The 19888-nt window shown below is 43.5% G+C and carries 21 protein-coding genes; 13 read left to right on the top strand and 8 right to left on the bottom strand.

Going from position 1 to position 19888, the window contains the following annotated elements; all coding sequences use genetic code 11:
• Positions 1-40 precede the first annotated feature (40 nt).
• The 4 genes from cobU to ACMXYU_RS12260 are packed head-to-tail and all read left to right on the top strand — an operon-like array spanning position 41 to position 3815.
• Positions 41-559 carry a bifunctional adenosylcobinamide kinase/adenosylcobinamide-phosphate guanylyltransferase gene (cobU, locus tag ACMXYU_RS12275; protein WP_415898900.1) on the top strand — a complete coding sequence of 173 codons (519 nt, stop codon included), beginning with the start codon at positions 41-43 and terminating at the stop codon, positions 557-559.
• On the top strand, positions 556-1611 hold the full coding sequence (cobT, locus tag ACMXYU_RS12270) for a nicotinate-nucleotide--dimethylbenzimidazole phosphoribosyltransferase (RefSeq protein WP_415898899.1): 1056 nt from the start codon (positions 556-558) through the stop codon (positions 1609-1611). The genes cobU and cobT overlap by 4 nt, the downstream gene beginning before the upstream one ends.
• 21 nt (positions 1612-1632) lie before the next feature.
• A complete protein-coding gene (locus ACMXYU_RS12265) occupies positions 1633-2247 on the top strand; it encodes a histidine phosphatase family protein (protein ID WP_415898898.1) in 615 nt (204 codons plus the stop codon).
• Positions 2248-2255: 8 nt separating this feature from the next.
• Positions 2256-3815 (top strand): HDOD domain-containing protein, encoded by a 1560-nt coding sequence (locus ACMXYU_RS12260; RefSeq protein ID WP_415898897.1) that lies wholly within the window; start codon positions 2256-2258, stop codon positions 3813-3815.
• On the opposite strand, the gene ACMXYU_RS12255 is transcribed toward ACMXYU_RS12260, so the two are convergent.
• Genes ACMXYU_RS12255 through ACMXYU_RS12245 form a run of 3 tightly spaced genes read right to left on the bottom strand, consistent with a single transcriptional unit; the run spans position 3816 to position 5663 of the window.
• On the bottom strand, positions 3816-4139 hold the full coding sequence (locus ACMXYU_RS12255; protein WP_415898896.1) for a hypothetical protein: 324 nt from the start codon (positions 4137-4139) through the stop codon (positions 3816-3818). It abuts the gene before it with no gap.
• Positions 4140-4167: 28 nt separating this feature from the next.
• On the bottom strand, positions 4168-4734 hold the full coding sequence (locus ACMXYU_RS12250) for a cob(I)yrinic acid a,c-diamide adenosyltransferase (protein WP_415898895.1): 567 nt from the start codon (positions 4732-4734) through the stop codon (positions 4168-4170).
• A 29-nt stretch (positions 4735-4763) separates the two neighbouring features.
• Entirely contained in the window at positions 4764-5663 is a 900-nt protein-coding gene (locus ACMXYU_RS12245; protein WP_415898894.1) for a 2-dehydropantoate 2-reductase, read from the bottom strand.
• A gap of 108 nt (positions 5664-5771) precedes the next feature.
• On the opposite strand from ACMXYU_RS12245, the gene ACMXYU_RS12240 reads away from it, so the two are divergent.
• Positions 5772-6254: a YajQ family cyclic di-GMP-binding protein gene (locus ACMXYU_RS12240; RefSeq protein ID WP_415881985.1), complete on the top strand. Its 483-nt coding sequence runs from the start codon at positions 5772-5774 to the stop codon at positions 6252-6254.
• Positions 6255-6304: 50 nt separating this feature from the next.
• Here ACMXYU_RS12240 and ACMXYU_RS12235 read toward each other — a convergent pair whose 3' ends face one another.
• From ACMXYU_RS12235 to ACMXYU_RS12220, 4 genes are all read right to left on the bottom strand, one after another.
• Positions 6305-6517 (bottom strand): hypothetical protein, encoded by a 213-nt coding sequence (locus tag ACMXYU_RS12235; protein WP_415881983.1) that lies wholly within the window; start codon positions 6515-6517, stop codon positions 6305-6307.
• A 75-nt stretch (positions 6518-6592) separates the two neighbouring features.
• A complete protein-coding gene (locus tag ACMXYU_RS12230; RefSeq protein WP_415898893.1) occupies positions 6593-7960 on the bottom strand; it encodes an AmpG family muropeptide MFS transporter in 1368 nt (455 codons plus the stop codon).
• Between the two features lie 141 nt (positions 7961-8101).
• Positions 8102-9058: a porin gene (locus tag ACMXYU_RS12225; RefSeq protein WP_415898892.1), complete on the bottom strand. Its 957-nt coding sequence runs from the start codon at positions 9056-9058 to the stop codon at positions 8102-8104.
• A gap of 48 nt (positions 9059-9106) precedes the next feature.
• A complete protein-coding gene (locus ACMXYU_RS12220; RefSeq protein ID WP_415898891.1) occupies positions 9107-9763 on the bottom strand; it encodes a DUF2057 family protein in 657 nt (218 codons plus the stop codon).
• A gap of 356 nt (positions 9764-10119) precedes the next feature.
• Between ACMXYU_RS12220 and ACMXYU_RS12215 the strand changes: the two genes are divergently transcribed.
• Complete coding sequence (locus ACMXYU_RS12215; protein ID WP_415898890.1) at positions 10120-12042, top strand: PhoX family protein; 1923 nt, start codon at positions 10120-10122, stop codon at positions 12040-12042.
• Positions 12043-12116: 74 nt separating this feature from the next.
• Here the strand turns inward: ACMXYU_RS12215 and ACMXYU_RS12210 are convergent, their stop codons facing one another.
• Positions 12117-12884, bottom strand: coding sequence for an SDR family oxidoreductase (locus ACMXYU_RS12210; RefSeq protein ID WP_415881978.1), 768 nt, complete (start codon positions 12882-12884; stop codon positions 12117-12119).
• Between the two features lie 449 nt (positions 12885-13333).
• Between ACMXYU_RS12210 and ACMXYU_RS12205 the strand changes: the two genes are divergently transcribed.
• The 7 genes from ACMXYU_RS12205 (at position 13334) to ACMXYU_RS12175 (ending at position 19880) form a co-directional block, all read left to right on the top strand.
• The gene (locus tag ACMXYU_RS12205) at positions 13334-13837 is read left to right on the top strand and encodes an FxsA family protein (RefSeq protein WP_415881977.1); all 504 of its coding nucleotides are present in this window, start codon (positions 13334-13336) and stop codon (positions 13835-13837) included.
• 150 nt (positions 13838-13987) lie between these two features.
• A complete protein-coding gene (locus ACMXYU_RS12200; protein ID WP_415881976.1) occupies positions 13988-14275 on the top strand; it encodes a co-chaperone GroES in 288 nt (95 codons plus the stop codon).
• A gap of 64 nt (positions 14276-14339) precedes the next feature.
• On the top strand, positions 14340-15983 hold the full coding sequence (groL, locus tag ACMXYU_RS12195; protein WP_415898889.1) for a chaperonin GroEL: 1644 nt from the start codon (positions 14340-14342) through the stop codon (positions 15981-15983).
• Between the two features lie 107 nt (positions 15984-16090).
• Positions 16091-16951 (top strand): hypothetical protein, encoded by an 861-nt coding sequence (locus ACMXYU_RS12190; RefSeq protein ID WP_415898888.1) that lies wholly within the window; start codon positions 16091-16093, stop codon positions 16949-16951.
• A 104-nt stretch (positions 16952-17055) separates the two neighbouring features.
• The gene (gene thpR / locus ACMXYU_RS12185) at positions 17056-17616 is read left to right on the top strand and encodes an RNA 2',3'-cyclic phosphodiesterase (RefSeq protein WP_415898887.1); all 561 of its coding nucleotides are present in this window, start codon (positions 17056-17058) and stop codon (positions 17614-17616) included.
• A gap of 51 nt (positions 17617-17667) precedes the next feature.
• Positions 17668-19026: a tRNA 5-hydroxyuridine modification protein YegQ gene (gene yegQ, locus ACMXYU_RS12180; protein WP_415898886.1), complete on the top strand. Its 1359-nt coding sequence runs from the start codon at positions 17668-17670 to the stop codon at positions 19024-19026.
• A 5-nt stretch (positions 19027-19031) separates the two neighbouring features.
• A complete protein-coding gene (locus ACMXYU_RS12175; protein WP_415898885.1) occupies positions 19032-19880 on the top strand; it encodes a prenyltransferase in 849 nt (282 codons plus the stop codon).
• Positions 19881-19888 lie beyond the last annotated feature (8 nt).

Genomic DNA, 19888 nt, shown 5'->3' with positions numbered 1-19888 from the left:
TTTTATTGATCTGACAACGAGTTTTTGACGAGGAATTTCAGTGCGACAGTTAATTTTAGGTGGTGCCAGGTCCGGTAAAAGTCAGGTGGCGCAAGAAAGAGCTACCGCTACGGGCCAGCCTGTTGTGTATATCGCTACCGCTCAAGCACAAGACTCGGAGATGGAGCAGCGTATTGAACTCCATCGTCAGAATCGACCGAGCGAATGGGAGATACTAGAGATCCCTTTTGACTTACCGGATGCACTCGATAGTTTGAGTGGTAAGGGAAAAACGGTCTTAGTTGATTGTTTGACTCTGTGGTTAACCAATCTGTTATTAAAAGGTTTGGAAGCTATGCAGGAAGGCATGAAGGCGCTATCTGCTGCTGTTGATGATTTTGAAGGGGACTTAATACTGGTTTCAAATGAAGTCGGTTGGGGCATTGTCCCTATGGGCGAATTGAGTCGTCAATTTCAAGATAATACCGGTCGATTGCATCAAGATTTGGCTGCCGTAGTGGAAGTGGTGACGTTAACGGTGGCGGGTATCCCAATGGCTGTTAAAGGAGATGTTAAGTGAATTTGCAGGAATGGTCGCAGATTAAAGCTAAACCTTTAAACGTTGAAACTGAACAAGCTGCTTTATCTCATCAAGCAAACCTAACTAAACCCCCCGGCTCTTTAGGTGTACTGGAAAAAATAGCTGTGCAAATGGCTGCTATGCAGGCGCAGCCATTACCTTCGGCAGATCGTGTAAGCATCTCTATTTTTGCTGCAGATCATGGTGTGGCTGCTCAGAATGTATCCGCGTTTCCACAAGAAGTTACATCGCAAATGATTCTGAATTTCGCAGAAGGCGGCGCGGCAATCGCTGTTTTAGCTAAGCAACTGCAAGCACAGTTTGAGGTGATTAATTTAGGGACGGTGGTGCCTGTTGAACATCACAATGTGCTTAATCGAGTAATCGCTTCGCAAAGTTCTGATATTTCCAAGAGCCAAGCGATGAGCAGTGAGCAATTGGTTACTGCGCTTAATGTGGGACGGGAGGCGGTTTTAAGAGCTAAATCGTCGGGAGCTCAACTCTTTATCGCTGGTGAGATGGGTATAGGGAATACAACGGTTGCTGCTACAGTTTTGGCCGCGGCAATGAACCTAACAGCTCAAGAAGTAGTTGGAGCAGGGACAGGCGTATCAGGTGACGCGCTCGAACATAAAACGGCTGTGATCGATCAGGCGCTTAAGTTACACCTGTGCACAGGCGATTCTCCCTTTGAGTTGCTTCAATCATTAGCCGGTTTTGAAATTGTCGCGATGGTTGGCGCTTATCTGACGGCAGCAAGGGAAGGTATTACGGTTGTGGTGGATGGGTTTATCAGCACTGCGGCTGCATATATGGCCAGTATCATTTGCCCCTTAGCTAAAGACTGGATGATCTTTGGTCATCAATCTGCGGAAAAATTTCATCATAAAGTACTTGTTGCCATGTCTGCTGAGCCTTTGTTAGCGTTGGATATGCGCCTTGGTGAGGGCAGCGGCGCTGCAACGGCGGTAAATGTTATTCAAACAGCATGTTTGTTGCATAAACAGATGGCGACATTCTCTAGTGCTGGTGTGAGTGAAAAGTCGGACTAAAACCTATAGTAAGGATCTTTTTTGAATACTCTGTTCGTTGATCTGTTCCGACATGGTGAGCCTGCACTTAAAGGCGTCTATTTAGGCCGTACCGATAGTCCTTTGTCTGAAAAAGGTAGATCTACTTGTGAATCTGTTTTAGCTAATGGTGAGTGGGACTTAGTTGTGAGTTCGCCGTTAAAGAGGGCTTTGGAGAGTGCGAGCTGGTTAGCCAATTCACGGCAAATCGAGTTACAAGTCTGGGATGAATTACAAGAGTTGGACTTTGGTGACTGGGATGGCGTCAGTTTTGAGCAGGTTTATAGTGAGAACCCCGTCGCAGCAGATAAGTTTTGGCAAGCTCCGCAGGATTATCCTGCACCAAATGGTGAAACTATTCAGCAATTTAAGCAACGAATAGCTATGGTTAAAGAGCGGTTGCTGCAATTATCTGAAAAAAAGGTATTAGTTGTTACTCATGGTGGGGTGATTCGGTGCCTGATCGGGGATATGTTGGGCATTAATGCCGATCGTTGGAGCCGAATTGCGATTGATTATGCACATTTTGCGAAACTGAGGTTTGATCATGACGCAAAACAATGTTGGCCACAGTTATTAAGTAGTAATATCCGGCCGCTACCTGATTCTGTCGTATAGGATAACGAATGAAATACACCGAAACGCTTAAAAATATTCACCGGAGCCTTGATCGTCTAGGCGATCTGCCAGTGTTTAGTGCAACGGTCAATCGTATACAGCAGATCAGCGCTTCTGAGGAAAGTGATGCTATGGCTTTAGCTATGGCCATCATGAAAGATACAGGCTTATCTGCCAAACTGATTAAACTCGCGAATTCACCTGTTTACAAACGAGGCCAAGGAGATATCACGGTGGTATCACGTGCAGTGGTATTACTCGGTTTTAATCAAATTAAAAATATCAGTTTGACCCTTAAACTGATTGAAAGCTTTCATGATGAAAATCCCGATCTGGATGTGCCTGGGATGATGATGCGGCAGTTCTTGAGTGCCAATATGGCTAAAGAACTTGCGCTTAAAAGTCGAAAGACAGTCGATCCAGAAGAAGCTTATATGGCTTCATTATTATTTGGATTAGGGGAAATCATGGTGGCTTGTACCTTACCGGAGCAATATCGAAAAATGCTTAGGTTGAAGGAAAGGGGAGATAAAAAGTGGCCACGCATTCAAGCTGAAGTGCTGGGTATGAGCTTTAGCGAATTAGGTAGAGAGTTGGCTGCAGGTTGGGGATATCCAAAGCAAATATTGAATACAATGGCGCCTGTTGATTTAGCTCATATTGATGAGAAAAGTAATTTGTTGGCGACCTTACCTACGCTGAGTCATGGTTTAGTCCAGCAGCTTTATGGGCAAGATCAAAATAATGAGCAGCCCTACGATAAGGTTGTAGATGCTGTATCTCTTGTTGGTGATATTCCGTTTGATGATGTTGGAGAAATCACTCTACAGTGCTTTCAGCGAGTAGCTAAAGTCAGCCGTAATTATGGGTTAAAAGCTCGCTCTCTTATTCCTGATTATTCAGAGACAGGTAATGTTGCTAAAGATGATATGGTGCGTCAGCTATCTTTCTTGGCTCATAATGAAGTGGAGCTGGAAGAGGTCGAGCAAACTGAAAGTATTGAAGATAAATCATCGCCGACTGCTGCTGAATCGAAGCGAAACTCTAAGCAACTAAGTTACCTCAATCAGCTAACTGAATTGATCGCTGCTGATGGAAAAATTCACGAAGTCTTCAAATTAGTCGTTGAAGCTATTGGTGAATGCGGGCAGTTTGATCGCAGTATGCTTTGTCTGCTCAGCAAATCTAACACACACCTTTCGGTAAAAATTATTGAAGGTGATGAGCTAGATCCACTGCAAACTTATTTTGAAAGGGATAAATCGGGCAAGGCAGATGATCTTTTCTTTAAGGTTCTAGCTAAACAAGTGACTTTACTTGTCAATGATCTGGATGAAGATGGCTGGGATAAGCGATTACCACCAAACTTTGTTAAGCAGGTAGGTTGCCAAGGGTTTGTATTGATACCGTTAACTATGGGAAAACGGGTAATTGGTATGCTATATGCGGATCGCTTAAAAGGGCGTGGTCCAGTATCAGAAGAGGATTTTAATACGTTTAACCAGTTCTCTACCCAAACGCGTCTAGCTTTAATGTACGCTGACAGTAAAGCTAGACAAACGGCATGACTATTCAGTCATGCCTTTTACAAATGATTTAGTATCTTCCCAAGCTTCTTTGCTGATCTCTACGCCATCATCGATAACGTCTTTACTCACTTCAACGCCATCTTCGATAACCTCACCACCTTTCTCTACAACGGTTTTAGCACCAGATTCGGTGGAGCACATTGCACGTTGCGCTACACATTTTGATTTACAGCCTAGTTCTGCAGCGTCGTCGGTAAAGTGTTTCACTGAACATTTAGCTTCACAGATGGTTTGATCTGTTGAGCAGTCAGCAAAAACTGTAGGTGTTAGTAGCATTAACGCAGAAAAAAACAGCGCTCTCATTTTTATTACTCCCATTAGGTGAGTTGTATTATCTAACTTCTTTGGATCGCCAAAGAATCTCTTCACCGCCCTGCCTTAACACTATTATTCTGCTTGCCACAAAAAGCAGATCGGACAGCCTATTTAGATAAATACCAGAGTTAGGATTTACCTGAGCTGACTCATCTTGAAGTAGTGCTATGATTCGTCTTTCAGCGCGTCGGCAAATACTACGCGCTAAATGGGTATAACTGGCTGAAAGTGTTCCTCCTGGGAGAATAAACTCCTTCAAAGGCGGCACCTCTGAGTTCAGTAAGTCCAGTTGTTCCTCTAGGTATTCTATCTCTGTCGGAGTAATAACGACATAGCTAGGGTCTGCAATTGCTAACTCGCCGCCAAGATCAAATAGCTGGTGCTGTATGGTTCGCAGCAGTTTCGTAATTGATTCATCTGAAGGCAGGATTGCGATCACTATGCCTATTGCACTATTAAGTTCATCAACCGTGCCGATCACTTCTATTCTGAGATCGGTCTTAGATACACGTTCGCCATTTGCTAATCCGGTTTGGCCTTGATCGCCAGAACGCGTATAGATCTTACTAAGCCTGTTACTCATTACTGCTCCTAGAGAAGGCAACCACTGGATTAGGCATCACTATGAGGATGTAATTCCCTAATTTTTTCCAGGTAGTACTTGTTGATATCCACCGTGAGATCTAGTTTGTCTGCTTGCTCACATAGATAGCCGGTGATCTGATTAATCTCACTTATACGGCCATGTTTCACATCTTGGTTCATCGAGGAAAAATTATTTGCGGTTAATTCTGCTACCTGACAAGCATGGTCAATTAAAGGGCCATCAAATAGCTCGAGATTAAGTGCAGTTGCGACCTTTTCTACCTCATTGCAGATTAATACCATCTCATTTAAATAGTTAGGGTTGCTAACTAACTCGCCATTTTTACAGTCGAAGATCGCGGTTAAAGGGTTTATAGCGCAGTTAATCGCTAGCTTGCGCCACAAGGTTGTAGCTATTTCTGTATCAGGTTGTACATCTAAGAAACCACTGTTCAAGTGCTCGAACCAATTTAGCTTTTTATCGGGTGATCCGATTCGAGTGGTTCCTTTACCGGCATGTACAACGGTGAACTCAGATTTTAACCATGCCCCATCTGTTGTTGATGCCCAGGCAACTTCAGCATTTGGTAATTGGCCTGTTATCCATTGTTGGCTGCCCATACCATTTTGCAGCACAACAACATGTGCGTCATCTGCCAGTCGATGTTTGATCGAGTTGAAAGCAGTTTGAGTATCAGTGGATTTGGTCGTGATAAACAGTTGTTGGATTAACGACGAATCATTGGGTAGCTCAGCTTCGCAACTATGCCTTTGATCTGCTAATTGAATGCCATTGTTTGCTTTAAATCGAGAAAGCTTAGCCGAATTACGCAAAATAAGAGTGACGGGGAAACCCGCAGAAATGAGATTACAGGCCCATAAATTACCAATTGCGCCAGCGCCAAGTATGTGCCATCTCTCTTTCATACTTAATTCTCTTAATCTTCAGTATTGTGGATCCTATTATCGCTCTATTGTGACGTGAAATGGAGGTGAAGGTCAGCTAGAATCGGCAAAAAAATAGGGAGAAGCCTCATGCCATCATTCGATATTGTCTCTGAACTAGACTTACACGAAGTTACCAACGCTGTTGACCAGTCTAACCGTGAACTGCAGATGCGTTACGATTTTAAAGGTGTTGATGCGAGGTTTGAGCAAACTGAATCTACCGTGACTTTGCAGGCAGAAGTTGATTTTCAGCTGCAGCAGATGATGGATGTGCTTAAAACTAAGATGACCGGCCGCAAAATTGATATTCGTTGCTTAGAAATTAAAGATCCAGAAAAAGCTAATATGCGTGCACGTCAGGAAGTGATTCTTAAGCAAGGCCTAGATCAGCCATTGGCTAAAAAAATTGTAAAATTAATTAAAGATGCCAAGCTAAAGGTGCAGGCGCAGGTGCAGGGTGAGCAGGTGCGAGTAACAGGCAAGAAACGCGATGACTTGCAAAGTGTAATGGCGATGCTGCGCGAAGCAGATCTGGAATTACCTCTGCAGTTTAATAACTTCCGCGACTAAACCTACCTGTTACTGCCTCAACAAAGTCAGGTGAACGAGTTTTCACCTGACTAATCTTGTTCTAAGCAATCCAGAAGAAAGATCTCTTTGACCAGATCCTGCGAAGGTGTAGCTTCAAAGTCATCTACGCAGATAGCCCCGCTTTGTAATTTGCTGGTTAGCGTATCGCCTTGCCAATTAACGACTGAAATTCCCGTAGAGCGGTGAATGACTCTCAGGTAAGGGTTGTTACGTTCAAACCAAGCATCAATCATATAAGTCATCGGTATATCCCTCCTTGTTAAGTGCTAAGAAGAGTAACCTAGATTTATATGTATGTAAATGATAATGATTTACATTTAATTTCTTGGGCTGATCCAGATCAATATCAATACGGGTAGACCTATGATCGCAACGGCAGTGAAGAACCAGGGGTAGCCAAAGCTATCGACAAAGCCACCAGAGAAGCCGCCAAGAAATTTAGGGAATAGCAGCATCATCGAACTGAAAAGAGCATATTGTGTAGCTGAGTATTGAATATTTGTCAGGCTAGATAGGTAGGCGACAAAGGCCGCGGTAGCGATACCGCCACTCAAGTTATCCAGAGAGATAACGATTGTAAGTGCTGTGGTGTCATTACCGAGGGTTGCTAGCCAAGCAAATAGAAGATTGGTGAGGGAAACTAACAGCGCGCCTAAGAACAGGATCTTTCTCACGCCAAAGCGATTCACCAGAATACCGCCTAGCCCTGCGCCGACGATGGTCATAACTACGCCATAAATTTTGATGATTTGCGCTATCTCTTCCTTAGTAAAGCCCATATCGACATAGAAAACATTAGCGATAATTCCAAGGATAACGTCAGAAATTCGGTAAGTACCAATTAACGCAAGAATAATAAGGGCCTGCATACCGTAACGACGTATAAAGTCGATAAATGGGCAAGCAATCGCTATATAAGCCCAGCCTAAGAAGCGAGATAGAAAATTGGGAAGGTGCGCATTACGTTGAGTAAATTCAATAATTTTTTGTTGTTGTTCAAGCGTTTCAGTGTCCATCTCAACAGAAGCTGGTTCTTTTACTAAAAACGTAGTCATCATTCCCACAGACATTAAAGCCGCCATGATTAAGTAGGCATACTTCCATGAATTGATGTCATAGCTTGCAGGTGAAATTGAGGTCCACGCCGCAATAGCAAGTGCACCAGCACCCGCCACAATCATCGCAATACGATAGCCGGCCATATAAGTAGCGGCCATGGCGGCTTGTAAACGTTCGCCTGCCGATTCTATGCGATAGGCATCAATCACAATATCTTGGGTAGCGGAACTAAAAGCAACCACCAGAGCTAACAGGGCCATATATTGAAGGTTTTCATGGGGATTGGAGAAGGCAAGCCCTGTTAAACCGATGACTAGCAGGATCTGCGAAAGTAATAACCAGCTTCTGCGCCTACCAAGCCAAGTTGATAAGAAAGGGAGGCTTAAGCGATCAACTAAGGGGGCCCAAAGCCATTTGAAACCATAGGCTAAACCAACCCAGGAAAAATAGGTGATTAAACTCCGTTCAACGCCAGCTTCACGAAGCCAAAAAGATAATGTGCCAAAGACGAGCAAAATAGGAAGGCCAGAAGAGAAACCAAAAAACAGGAGTGTGATTGCTCTAGGGTGAAGATAGATTTTAGCTGTATCGAGCCAAGATTCAGTTTTGGAATCAACTGATGACATATATGACGCCTTCCGTGTAGTAGGCGTTTATTGTCTCTTTCGAATAGATCTATAGCAACTAAAAAGGCCCAGTAAAAACTGGGCCCAAAGTTTTTAGCATCAACTTGTCTGAAGGGGGGGACAAGTTGATGCTTAAACTTCTTAGAACTTGATGCGGATACCAGCAAGAATATCCATATCTAGATCTTGACCATCTTCATCAACGTCACTGATCTCAGCGAATAGACGAACATTTTTCTGAGCTGGGAACTTGTACACAACATTAGCGTAAGTTTGTTCTTTGTCAGATGCGCCATCTCGTTCTAGTTCAGAATGACCAATTGTGATTTTAGTTGTAGCTGAAGCTTTGAAAGAAGCACCAATGTGGAAAAACTCTTCATCGCTGTTAGCAGAAAGATTATTTTCTGCTTCACCGTAGTCAACTACAAACTCAGCGAAACCTGCATCGAACTGAGCGCTCACGCCCCAAAGATCTTTGTCTTCTTCGTCACCTGTGTTGGTGTTTTCTAGAGTCTGGTAACCAGCACCTAGCGTAACAACACCTAGATCAGCAGATACGAATAGTTCTGTAGACTCGCCGTCATCGCTGCCTTCGCCATCTGCTTCTAGTTCGTGGGATACCGCTAGTGTTACATTGTCGAATTCCGCATCAACGCGAATTACGTCATCGCCATCAGTGCTACCCGTTGCATCAAAGATAGATTCACCAGTGTATTCTTCGATCATGCCTTCGATAGCGAAATCATCAATCGCTTTATCCATCTTACCCACAGCAACAGATACGTTGTGAGCTTTTAGGCCTAGGTAAGCTTCTTCTAGGTTTTCTGTATTTTTGCCTTCAGCTTCGTTTTTGAAACCGAAATCTACCTGACCAAATGCTTGTAGGTCGTTACCTAGATCATAAGTGATAGTGTTTTTGATTTCTAAATCATCAAATTCCACTTCAGTATCTTTAGTTTTGCTAGCGTTGTCACGCAACTGAACCTGCCAGTCACCTTTGATTTTATACGTCAGGCCTTTATTTTCATAAACAGTCGCTGCAGTAGCAGTGTTAGCAGCAATAGCAGCAATAGCAGAAGCCAGGATCAGCTTTTTCATGTCTTCTCTCCAAGGAGTTTTAGTATAGGGTTATAAACTTGTAGAAACTTATTTGTTTTTAATAAGTTCTTTGAATGATTTTCTAGTGTTAAGGTCTGCCTGGTTGTACCAGTAAATAAGCATTTCCATTGCCATATTTTCTTTTTTAATAACATCGTTTTTTGTTTCTTTGTTATTGATGTTATTTGGGATATTTATTTTGCTTTTGGGTAAAGCAGCAACAGAGTTGCCTCTGTTGAATTTTGCTAATTCTTCTTCGAAATCACGGCTTAATTGGAATCCACTATTCTCAATAGTGTCGACCTTATAGCTGATGTTTTGATTGGCGCTATTTTTTAATGTCCAATTCTTATTCTTTTCGAACTCTTTTAAATCTTTGATTCTTTCGAACAGCGGTGCTGATAAAGTGATTTTTGTATCACTGCTTTCGAAAAGTAAGACAAAGGCTTTAGTTTTCTCTAGTTCAAAGTCATCGCCTTTTTTTATTTCAGCAGTGTAATCAACGAGGATCTGATTTAAACCATTTGGCAGATTATGCTTTGTACTACTGCTGAATAAACTGTCTGAATTAATTTCTTCGCCATTAACTGCAATTAGATTAACCCCTTCGCCCAATAAAAGAGAGTTATTAGCGTAAGAGTGATTTGTAGCAATTAATGAAACTGCAGTTAAAGTTGGTAATAAAATGGATTTTAAAACTTTCAAAATTATTGCCTTGAAAAAAATTAATTCGTTGTTGCGGCGCAATAATAGGTAGGTTTTATTTCAGAAATGTTTCTTTTTTATTGTGCTGGTAATTATTTTCTTTAAGTTTTTGTTACGTAGATGTTGCTGTTTTGAAACGCCTTTTTAATGTGTGGTTTATTTTTGATCGATTGCTTTGTTTTTACCCTGAAGTTAACCTGTTTCTCTTTATAGGTGTTGTTGAATTAATTTTTCTTAGCAATAACTTCATTTAATGTTAATTGATATGTCATTAACTAGGACTAGCTTTGATTTCTGGTGCCCAAGCGTAGGGCTATACGGAAAGATGCACTTTGATTTTTTTTAGTGGAATCACTATGAGCTATAACAATTCACATGATCTATGCAGTAATTTAAATCAGGAACAAGATTCAGAGTTTACTCAGCTAGCAGATAAAGCGGTTAGCCGTCGTAGCTTTTTGGCTGGGGCTGGCGCGCTAGGCTTAGGTACTTTTATCGGTATGTCACCTATTGCACAGTCTGTACAGGCAGCAATCCGAACAAAAGTTAAGAGTAAGCTTATCGGGTTTGAGCCTATTGCCAGTAGCACAGCAGATACAGTGGTTGTGCCAAAGGGCTATAAGGTGAGTAACCTTATCTCTTGGGGGGACCCTATCTTTGAGGGTGCACCAGAATTTGATCCAACAGGACGAGCGCCGGCGTCTGCTCAGGCACTGCAGTTTGGTGATAATACCGATGGCATGTCATTGTTTCCTTTATCTAGCGATCGTGCAGTACTAGCTGTTAACAACGAATACACCAACACTGATCTTCTGTATGACCACAAGGGCGACATGATGACCGCCGATGATGTGTTGAAAGCACAAAATGCACACGGCGTGTCTGTTTTTGAAATTCAACAAACCGCTAAGGGCTGGATCGTTGATCGTAGTGGTAAATTGAATCGTAGGATTACTGCAAATACCCCAATGCAGTTGACAGGGCCAGCGGCAGGGCATGATCTGCTTAAAACATCTGCCGATCCAACGGGTCGTGAAGTATTAGGTACCTTTAATAACTGTGCCAATGGTGAAACGCCTTGGGGCACATATCTAACTTGTGAAGAAAACTTCCATAAGTATTTTGGTACTGAGGATAAAGCCCATAGCATCCCGGCTGAACAACAACGCTATGGTTTAAAGGCGGAAGATAAGCGTTATCGGTGGAGTAAGTTTGATCAGCGTTTTGATCTGGCTAAAAACCCAAATGAGCCGAATCGTCATGGTTGGGTGGTAGAGATCGATCCGATGGATCCTGAGTCTAAGCCGCTTAAGCGTACAGCGCTTGGTCGCTTTAAACATGAGAATGCAGCTCTCATGGTTGATGACTCAGGTCATGTTGTGGTCTATCTGGGAGATGATGAGCGCGGTGAGCATCTGTATAAATTTGTATCAAAAGGTAAATATGATGCCAATGATCAGAGTAGAAATCGTGATCTTCTAGTTGATGGTACCCTATATGTAGCTAAGTTCAGTGCTGATCACGACGAACTAAAAGGCAAAGGCGAATGGCTGGAACTCACTTTCGGTAAGAATGGATTAACACCAGAGAATGGGTTTAACAGCCAAGCAGAAGTACTTATCCACACACGTTTAGCAGCAACGCAAGTGGGTGGAACGACCATGGATCGACCTGAATGGGTTGCCGTGCACCCTAATAAATCAAGTGCTTGCTGCACACTGACGAATAATAAGCATCGTGGCAAGAAAGAGGGCCAGCCTGTTGGTGGGCCAAATCCACGAGCGGAGAATAAGTACGGACAGATCGTACGTTGGACACCAATTGATGGTGACCATACGGCTACTGAATTCAGTTGGGATCTGTTCCTGATCGCGGGCAATCCAAGCATTCATCAAGAAGGGCTGTTAGCAGGTAGTAGTAACATTAGCACCGAAAATATGTTCAATAGCCCGGATGGGTTAGGTTTCGACAAAGGTGGCCGTCTATGGGTCATGACCGATGGTAAATACTCTAATGCCGATGATTTTGCTGGTATGGGTAACAACCAGATGTTGTGTGCAGATCCAGAAACGGGCGAAATTCATCGTTTCTTAACGGGGCCTGTTGCCTGTGAAGTGACAGGATTAACGTTCTCTCCAGATCAGAAAACCATGTTCGTAGGGATTCAGCACCCAGGAGAGAACGGTAAGCCTTCGCATTTCCCTGCTGGTGGCGACAGTAAGCCGCGTTCAACCATTGTAGTGATAACACGCGACGATGGCGGAGTGATTGGGGCTTAAGAGCAGTAATCTAAAAGCAATTAACAGGCACAAAAAAACCGGCGAAAGCCGGTTTTTTTATGGAGCTTGGAAGATTAAACGCGTAGGCCGCCGTCAACTTCGAAGCAACGACCGCTAACGTAGTCATTCTCAAGAATGAACGTAACAGTCTTAGCAATTTCTTCTGGCTTACCAAGACGCTTAGCTGGGATGCCTGCAGCAATTTTATCCAGAGCTTCTGGTTTCATGCTCATAACCATCTCAGTACCGATGTAACCTGGAGCGATGGAAGCAGCACGGATGCCGTAGCGAGCTAGCTCTTTAGACCAAGTAACTGCCATTGCTTCTACGCCAGCTTTAGTTGCTGTGTAGTTAGTCTGGCCCATGTTACCTGAACGAGAGATAGAAGAGATGTTTACGATGCAACCAGGAACGCCTAGGTCGATCATGTGAGCAGCAGCTTCACGAGCACATAGGAAAGTACCAGTTAGGTTAACATCCATAACCAGGTTCCACTGGTCCATAGACATCTTCTTAACAACTTTGCCAGTTTCGCGATCAACTTTCATGAATAGACCGTCGCGAGTGATACCAGCATTGTTAACTAGACCGTGTAGCGTGCCGAAATCAGCTACAACGTCATTGAATAGTTTTTCTACTTCGTCTTCTTTAGCTACGTTGCAGATGTAAGCGCGTGCTTCGACGCCTTTTTCCATGCAAAGGCCAACAGTCGTATCTAGATCTTCTTGGCTTAGGTCAGCTAGAGCAAGTTTTGCGCCCTGTTCAGCTAGTTCAAGTGCCATTGAACGACCAAGACCACGGCCACCACCAGTTACAACAATTACTTTATCTTTGAGTTCCATTTTAGGATTACCTTACTTCGGTTTGACTCTTTTTTGTGCGTTGCGTCATTGTGCAGAATTTAAACTTATCCCGCTTTCGCAAAAAAGTCTACTTGTTGCTCCATAGATTCATTTATCAATAAGTTTAATATACTCATGACCGGTATTTTTTTGATTTTTTGCAGATGCTAACTGTATGTTTTTAAATGATAATTTCGCAGTGCAAAAAGTATAGGTACTTTGGTATTGGTTTTTTTTTAGACGATTTTTTAGCACTTAAAACGTGAAAATTAGACTGGAAATGGTGGTTTAGGGTTGAAATTTTTTGGTCTGACCATAAAAAGAAAAGGGTATGTTTAGTAAAAAAATCTGGATCAATACCAGTTTAAATTTAGGCAGGTAGGACCTGTTTAGAAGCTCTATAATGACTCCTATTCTTATAGAGCGATCGATTATTTTTGAGGCAATAAATGAAGTTTCTTTTTCTGCTGTTCATCATCATCCCCATTATTGAAATCACAGTACTTATCAATGTAGGTGAAGCAATTGGGGCGTGGAACACAGTTGGTTTAGTGCTGTTGTCTGCATTTATAGGCGTAAATATGTTGCGCTACCAAGGCTTATCTACATTGGCACGAGCGCAGCAGCGTGCCCAGAATGGTGAGATTCCAGGCCAAGAGATGGTAGAAGGTATCGTGCTTGCTGTCGGTGGTGCTCTTTTAGTTACTCCAGGCTTTGTCACAGACGTGATTGGTTTTAGCTGTTTACTGCCATTTACTCGTAAAGCGTTTGCGAAAGCATTGTTTAGCCGCTTTAGTGTGATAGCTATGCAGCAGCAACATCAAAGTTCAGCTCAATTCTATGCGAATGACCCTTTCCAACATCAATCGCAGACGCATCAAACTCATGAGCAACAAGACCGTAATATTCGTTCAAATGATGTGATTGACGGTGAGTTTGAGCGCAAGGATTAATTTCTAGGCAAAAAAGTTGTTGGGTAGTGTTGAATTCATTTTTTATGCCCCAACCTAGAATTTCAAAGGGGAAAACAACTTAAGTTTGTTTGTCCCGATTCCAAACAAATATGTTTATTTTGGTCAGATAAAGATCAGGAGAAAGAACAGATGAAAATTCGTCCACTTCACGACCGTGTAGTTGTTCGTCGTAACGAAGAAGAAGCTACAACTGCAAGCGGCATCGTACTGCCGGGTTCTGCACAGGAAAAACCAAACCAAGGTAAAGTTATTGCTGTGGGTGAAGGTCGTCTTCTGGAAAATGGTGAGCGTCAAGCGCTGACTGTTCAGGTTGGGGATACAGTATTGTTTGGTGGCTACGCTAACACTGTGAAAGTTGACGGTGAAGAGCTACTAATTCTTAGCGAAGGCGAAATTTACGGTGTATTGGAAGACTAATCTTCTGGTTGAACTTTTCGCTTTACCTAATTGTTTAAAGAATTTGATTACAGGATTTTAGAAAATGGCTAAAGACGTACTATTTGGTAACGATGCTCGTCAACGCATGCTAGACGGTGTAAACATCCTAGCTGATGCAGTTAAAACTACTTTGGGCCCTAAAGGTCGTAACGTTGTACTGGACAAAGCCTTCGGTGCTCCAACTGTAACAAAAGACGGTGTATCTGTAGCTAAAGAGATCGAGCTTGAAGACAAGTTCGAAAACATGGGCGCACAGATGGTTAAAGAAGTAGCGTCTCAAGCAAACGATGTTGCAGGTGATGGTACTACGACTGCAACTGTACTGGCACAAGCAATCGTTAACGAAGGTCTTAAGTCTGTTGCTGCAGGCATGAACCCTATGGATCTGAAGCGCGGTATCGACAAAGCAGCAGCAGCTGTTGTTGCTCAGATTCAGGATATGGCTGTTCCATGTGCGGACAATAAAGCAATTGCACAGGTTGGTACTATCTCTGCTAACGCTGATACTCAGGTTGGTGAGATCATCGCTGAAGCGATGGCTAAAGTAGGTAAAGAAGGCGTTATTACTGTAGAAGAAGGTTCTGCACTTGAGAACGAACTAGACGTAGTTGAAGGTATGCAGTTTGACCGTGGTTACCTATCTCCTTACTTCATCAACAACCAAGACAATATGTCTGCTGAAGTTGAGCAGCCATTCATCCTGCTTGCTGATAAGAAAATTACAAACATCCGCGAACTACTACCAATTCTTGAGCACGTAGCTAAAGCATCTCGTCCTCTTCTAATCATCGCTGAAGATGTAGAAGGCGAAGCGCTAGCAACGCTAGTAGTTAACAACATGCGTGGTATCGTTAAAGTTGCTGCAGTTAAAGCGCCTGGTTTCGGTGATCGTCGTAAAGCGATGCTAGAAGATATCGCTATCCTTACTGGCGGTACTGTGATCTCTGAAGAAGTAGGTCTAACGCTAGAAGAAGCGACACTTGAACAGCTGGGTCAAGCTAAGCGCGTTTCTATCACTAAAGAAAACACAACAATCGTTGACGGTATCGGTGCTGCTGACAACATTGAAGCACGTGTTAACCAGATCCGTGCGCAGATGGAAGAGACATCTTCTGACTACGACCGTGAAAAGCTGCAAGAGCGTGTAGCTAAGCTTGCAGGCGGTGTTGCTGTAATCAAAGTTGGTGCAGCAACTGAAGTAGAAATGAAAGAGAAGAAAGCTCGTGTAGAAGACGCACTTCACGCAACTCGTGCTGCAGTAGAAGAAGGTGTAGTACCTGGTGGTGGTGTTGCACTTATCCGTGCACTAGCGTCTGTTGGTGAACTGAAAGGTGACAACCATGACCAGTCTGTAGGTGTTGAGCTGGCATTCCGTGCTATGGAAGCGCCTCTACGTCAGATCGTTGGTAACGCGGGTGAAGAAGGTTCTGTAATCGTATCTAAAGTACGTGAAGGCGAAGGTAACTTCGGTTTCAACGCTGCAAACGGCGAATACGGCGACATGATCGAGATGGGTATCCTAGACCCAGCTAAAGTTACTCGTTCAGCACTACAAGCGGCTGCATCTGTTGCAGGTCTTATGATCACAACTGAAGCAATGGTTGCTGATAAGCCTTCTGAAGGTGGTGCAGGCATGCCTGATATGGGCGGCATGGGCGGCATGGGCGGTATGGGCGGCATGATGTAATCATCCCCCTCGCTTATTTAAGCTTTAAAGAGCCCTGCATTTTTGCGGGGCTTTTTTTTTCCGCGTAAAATAGCGGGAATTTCAATTTAGTTAGTATATGGATAGCCATGAACCGCGACGACGATAATATTGAAGTACCGAATTTTGGGCCTGCCGATCCTGCTGGTGAAAACCGCTCAACGTCTTCAGCTATGCGACCTCGATCTGGTGATGCACCAGCCCCTGCGTCAGCGCCAGCCTCATCAGGTGGTGTGGTTCAATCCATCGTGATGGTTATTTTAGTCGTTGCGGTGTCTGTGCTTGGCTACTTTGGTTTTGAAATGTATCAATCTCAACAGGCAACGTTTGAAAAAGCACAGGATCAGATTGTTCAATTAGAAGCTTTGTTGAAAGAAGCAGAGCAGGGTGCAGCTGAGTCTGGTGAGCAGCTTCAAGGCAATGTGTCCTCGTTAGAGTCTGTTTTAAAGCAGAAAGACAAACAGTTAGATTCTGAAATTGCTAAGTTGTGGGATATTGCCCACAAAAAGAATAAGCCACTGATTGAGAAGCATGCAAAAGAACTCGCAGCTTTAAAGAAAACCCTTCAGGCGCAAGAAAAAACGGTTAAGTCTCTAAAATCTCAGATTGCTCAGCAGAAAAAAGAATTGGCGAGTGTTTCTGGTTTAAAGAAAACTGTGAATGCAGAAGTGGCTAAACTGACTAAACTTACTTCGCGTGTTGAATCTGAGATGCGCACCACAAATGAGCTGGCAAAAGAACAGATGGAAGATCTTTTGAAAGCGCAGCGTACTTTAACTGATCGTCTTGCTAAGTTAGAAGGCAAAAGCAATGCTGATCTAGAACGTAAAGTGAAAGTGAACGAGCAGGCTATTCGTGCCTTTGACGGTACGCGTCGTCAGTTAAATCAGGATCTCTTGCAGGTGCGTCAGAAGCTAAACAATATGCAATTGCTGCTTGAACAACGTTAGAGCGGCATAAATGATTTGAGATTCTGCTTTCAGGGTTTGCCAACAGGTCATCTTGAAGGCAGAATACGCTATTCCTCAAAAAAATAGGGATATAGTAAGCCTCTATGAACATCCGTGCTTTTTTTGCACTGACGCTACCTGATTCTGTTGTACGTTGGTTGGCTGATCACGCTGATACATTATGCGAGTTTGACCGCAAAACAGAAATCAATTGGGTGGATTCCGATCGCTATCATCTTACCTTGTGTTTCTTAGGTGATATCAATCTTAATCAGGTTGAAGAGTTGGAAAAGTGTGCCCGCGAAAAATTGGCTGACTTTAGCTCTTTTCAGGTACATATTAACAAAGCGGAATATTACAAAGTTAACAAAAAGTTAGCTTTAGTTGCTGCTTTACCTGATCTGCATGAGGAATTGCAGGTGCTGCATGAGTTGATGATCAATGTGGCAACTGAGGCTGGCCTTAACTATGAGGAAGATGATTTTAAACCTCATGTGACCTTAGGCCGTTTGCCAGGAAAAAATACGTTTAAAGCACCAAAAGAGTGGCCTGCGCTGGATATGTACAGTTTGGCTGATTCGGTGGTGCTATTTCAAAGTAAGCCGGGTGAAGATGGCTCTATCTACACGCCGCTGTTTGAGATTCCTTTAAAAGATCTGGCTTAACAGATCTTTTAACTTTTAATTCATACCTTATTAACTAGTCCCTTCATAACTATGCTAAATCCAGAATTATTGTCCCCTGCAGGGACTTTGAAAAATATGAAATATGCATTTGCTTACGGTGCAGATGCTGTTTATGCCGGTCAGCCTCGTTACAGTCTACGTGTGCGTAACAATGACTTTAATATGGATAACCTAGCAGAAGGGATAGATCTGGCTCACCAGTTGGGCAAGAAGTTCTTCCTAGCAAGTAACATTCTGCCTCATAACAGTAAGCTAAAAACATACATCGATGACTTGCGCCCAGTGATTGCGATGGGGCCGGATGCATTGATTATGTCTGATCCAGGCTTGATCTACTTAGTGAAAGAGCATTTCCCTGATGTGCCGATTCACCTGTCTGTTCAGGCAAATACCATGAACTGGGCTGCGGTTAAGTTCTGGCACTCCATGGGTGTTGAGCGTGTAATCCTATCTCGTGAGTTGTCCCTGGATGAAGTAGAAGAGATCAAACAGCGTTGCCCAGAGATGGAGATAGAAGTTTTTGTTCACGGTGCGCTTTGTATCGCTTATTCGGGTCGTTGCCTGCTATCTGGCTACATCAACAAACGTGATCCAAACCAAGGCACTTGTACCAATAGTTGCCGTTGGAAATACGATGCTCACGAAGCGAAAGTCGATGAATCGGGTGACGTAGTGCCCGTGGAGCAGTTTGATCCAAAAGCGGAAGAAGTAAACCCAGCATTGGGTGAAGGTAAACCAACGGATCAGATCTTCCTGCTTCAGGAAGAGACGCGCCCGGGTGAATATATGCCTGCTTTCGAAGATGAGCATGGTACATACATCATGAACTCTAAAGATCTTCGAGCAATTCAGCACGTACACCGTCTTGCTGAAATGGGCGTAGATTCTTTGAAGATCGAAGGTCGTACTAAGTCCCACTACTATGTGGCACGTACTGCTCAGACTTATCGTAAAGCGATCGATGATGCAGTCGCAGGTCGCCCATTTGACATGAGTTTGATGGATGAGCTAGAAAACCTAGCAAGCCGTGGTTACACAGAAGGCTTCTACCGTCGTCATGTTCATGATGAGTATCAGAACTACGAAACAGGTAACTCTGTAGGCGTACACCAGCAGTTTGTGGGTGAAGTGCTTGGTTATGCAGATGGCATGCTTGAGATTGATGTACGAAACCGCTTCCTTAAAGGCGATACACTTGAGCTAATGACGCCTCAAGGTAATCACAAGTTTAAACTTGATGAGATGATCGATAAGAAAGGAAAGTCTGCTGATGTTGCGCCAGGCTCTGGACATGTTATGAAGATTCCTATGAATCTGAATGCCGATCCAGAATACGCGTTGTTGATGCGTGATCTACCAAACGCACCTGAGTACAGTAGTCAGAAGTAGATGAGATGATCGCCGAGAAGTACCTGTTTAGGCATGCGTTGAGGCCGTTTTCATTCAGCGTTGCTTTGATTGTTTGTCTAACAGGTATTTTGAGTGCCTATCGCGAAGGCTTTGGCGATCCTTTTCTCGCGAGCTTAATCCTAGTGGCGGGTTTGCTTTTGCAAGCTGGGGTTAATCTAATTAATGACTACGCCGACCTTTCCCAGCCCAATCTTCAACTCTCTTCAGCTTCACAACAGCAGATCCGTTTTAATTTTAATCTGGGTTTAGGCTGTATTTTCTTTGCTGCCGTCATTGGTTGTTACCTCATTGCTGTATCTGGGATGTTGCTTCTGCTGATCTCAGTAATTGGAATCATTGGCGCGCTTGGATATACGCTTGAGCCGGTAAACTACAAGCGTCGCGGTTTAGCGGTGTTTTTGGTGTTTTGGTTGATGGGTGTTCTGATGGTAAGCGGTGCTTACTATGTGCTGGCCAAAGAGCTATCGCATTCGGTCTTTTTGATCTCTATCCCTGTGTCTCTGTTTGTATCGCTACTTCTGCTGAGTAATGAACTGCGTGATTTCGAAGAAGATACAGCGGCGGGGATCAAAACGTTAACGGTGAAGATTGGCTATGCTCGAGCCTCTCAACTTTATAAAGCTCTACTGACCTGTATATATCTAGGTTGCTTGGCTTTGAGTATCAACGGATCTGTACCTTTCGCGTTGGTGATATTTTTATCCATCCCCTTTGTGATCAAACCATTAAAGCTATTAGCTTTAGATCCAGAGTCACGCCAGCCAATAACTAAAGCGACTGGGCGCTCCTTTTTGATCTTTGGCATTTGTTACTGCTCTGCGCTTCTTATTTGAGATCAAAT

The sequence above is a fragment of the Neptuniibacter sp. QD48_11 genome (assembly GCF_047778095.1).
In the GTDB taxonomy this organism is placed as follows: domain Bacteria; phylum Pseudomonadota; class Gammaproteobacteria; order Pseudomonadales; family Balneatricaceae; genus Neptuniibacter.
The sequence above is the reverse complement of the archived record's forward strand: the minus strand, read 5'-3'. Positions and strand labels throughout refer to the sequence as shown.

Coding starts and splice junctions, on each gene's coding strand:
- ACMXYU_RS12200 (WP_415881976.1), top strand. CDS start 13,988: ATGAAAATTCGTCCACTTCACGACCGTGTAGTTGTTCGTCGTAACGAA.
- ACMXYU_RS12210 (WP_415881978.1), bottom strand. CDS start 12,884: ATGGAACTCAAAGATAAAGTAATTGTTGTAACTGGTGGTGGCCGTGGT.
- ACMXYU_RS12190 (WP_415898888.1), top strand. CDS start 16,091: ATGAACCGCGACGACGATAATATTGAAGTACCGAATTTTGGGCCTGCC.
- ACMXYU_RS12175 (WP_415898885.1), top strand. CDS start 19,032: ATGATCGCCGAGAAGTACCTGTTTAGGCATGCGTTGAGGCCGTTTTCA.
- ACMXYU_RS12215 (WP_415898890.1), top strand. CDS start 10,120: ATGAGCTATAACAATTCACATGATCTATGCAGTAATTTAAATCAGGAA.
- ACMXYU_RS12250 (WP_415898895.1), bottom strand. CDS start 4,734: ATGAGTAACAGGCTTAGTAAGATCTATACGCGTTCTGGCGATCAAGGC.
- yegQ (WP_415898886.1), top strand. CDS start 17,668: ATGCTAAATCCAGAATTATTGTCCCCTGCAGGGACTTTGAAAAATATG.
- ACMXYU_RS12260 (WP_415898897.1), top strand. CDS start 2,256: ATGAAATACACCGAAACGCTTAAAAATATTCACCGGAGCCTTGATCGT.
- ACMXYU_RS12225 (WP_415898892.1), bottom strand. CDS start 9,058: ATGAAAAAGCTGATCCTGGCTTCTGCTATTGCTGCTATTGCTGCTAAC.
- ACMXYU_RS12230 (WP_415898893.1), bottom strand. CDS start 7,960: ATGTCATCAGTTGATTCCAAAACTGAATCTTGGCTCGATACAGCTAAA.
- ACMXYU_RS12235 (WP_415881983.1), bottom strand. CDS start 6,517: ATGACTTATATGATTGATGCTTGGTTTGAACGTAACAACCCTTACCTG.
- ACMXYU_RS12245 (WP_415898894.1), bottom strand. CDS start 5,663: ATGAAAGAGAGATGGCACATACTTGGCGCTGGCGCAATTGGTAATTTA.
- ACMXYU_RS12240 (WP_415881985.1), top strand. CDS start 5,772: ATGCCATCATTCGATATTGTCTCTGAACTAGACTTACACGAAGTTACC.
- ACMXYU_RS12255 (WP_415898896.1), bottom strand. CDS start 4,139: ATGAGAGCGCTGTTTTTTTCTGCGTTAATGCTACTAACACCTACAGTT.
- thpR (WP_415898887.1), top strand. CDS start 17,056: ATGAACATCCGTGCTTTTTTTGCACTGACGCTACCTGATTCTGTTGTA.
- groL (WP_415898889.1), top strand. CDS start 14,340: ATGGCTAAAGACGTACTATTTGGTAACGATGCTCGTCAACGCATGCTA.
- ACMXYU_RS12205 (WP_415881977.1), top strand. CDS start 13,334: ATGAAGTTTCTTTTTCTGCTGTTCATCATCATCCCCATTATTGAAATC.